The following is a 995-nucleotide window of genomic DNA, read 5'->3' as shown; positions in this document are numbered from 1 at the left end:
CTGCTCGCGCCGGTGATCATGGTGGTGCCGGCGTTCCTGGCCTTCTCGATCGTGCCGTTCGGGCCGGTGGTCAACCTGTTCGGGGTGGAGACCCCGCTGCAGCTGGTGGACCTGCCGGTGGCGGTGCTGTTCATGCTGGCCATGGGCGCGGTCTCGGTCTACGGCGTGGTGCTGGCCGGGTGGTCGTCGCGCTCGCCGTACGCGCTGCTGGGCGGGTTGCGGTCGGCGGCCCAGGTGGTCTCGTACGAGATCGCGATGGGCCTGTCGTTCGTGGCGATCTTCCTGTTCGCCGGCACGCTGTCCACCTCCGAGATCGTCAAGGCGCAGGAGCAGACCTGGTTCGCGGTGCTGCTCATCCCGTCGTTCCTGGTCTACGTGGTGTGCATGTTCGGTGAGGCCGCGCGCATCCCGTTCGACCTGCCCGAGGGCGAGGGCGAGCTGGTCGGCGGCTTCCAGACCGAGTACTCCTCGTCGCTGAAGTTCGCTCTGATCATGATGGGCGAGTACCTGCACACCTTCACCGCCTCGGGCATCGCCGTGACGCTGTTCCTGGGCGGGTGGCGGGCCCCGGCGCCGATCACCACGTTCTGGGAGGGCGCCAACCAGGGCTGGTGGCCGGTGCTGTGGTTCTTCATCAAGTTCGTGCTGACGTTCTGCTTCATCGTCTGGGTGCGGGCCTCGCTGCCGCGGGTGCGCTACGACCAGCTGATGTCGCTGGGCTGGAAGGTGCTGATCCCGGTCAACCTGGCCTGGATCCTGCTGGTGGCCGCGGTGCGCAACGTGGTGGTCAACGACGGCGACCGCACGCTCGGCATCGGGCTGGGCGTGGCCATCGTGATCGGCGCGCTGGCCATCTGGATGCGGTTCGACACCGTGAACCAGCGGCGCAAGGAGGCGATGAAGGCACAGGTGGACGCCGAGTTCGAGCAACTGTCCGAGGAGCCGGCGGCCGGTGGCTTCCCTGTGCCGCCGCTCGACCTGCCGCACTACCACGG

The 995-nt window shown here is 68.2% G+C and carries 1 protein-coding gene; it reads left to right on the top strand.

Annotated elements, in window-relative coordinates; genetic code table 11:
• A partial coding sequence (locus IO39_RS43400) for a complex I subunit 1/NuoH family protein (RefSeq protein WP_043637663.1) occupies window positions 1-995 on the top strand: 995 nt, incomplete at both ends.

Origin of the sequence: Nonomuraea candida, assembly GCF_000725485.1 — a bacterium.
In the GTDB taxonomy this organism is placed as follows: Bacteria; Actinomycetota; Actinomycetes; order Streptosporangiales; family Streptosporangiaceae; genus Nonomuraea; species Nonomuraea candida.
The sequence above is the reverse complement of the archived record's forward strand: the minus strand, read 5'-3'. Positions and strand labels throughout refer to the sequence as shown.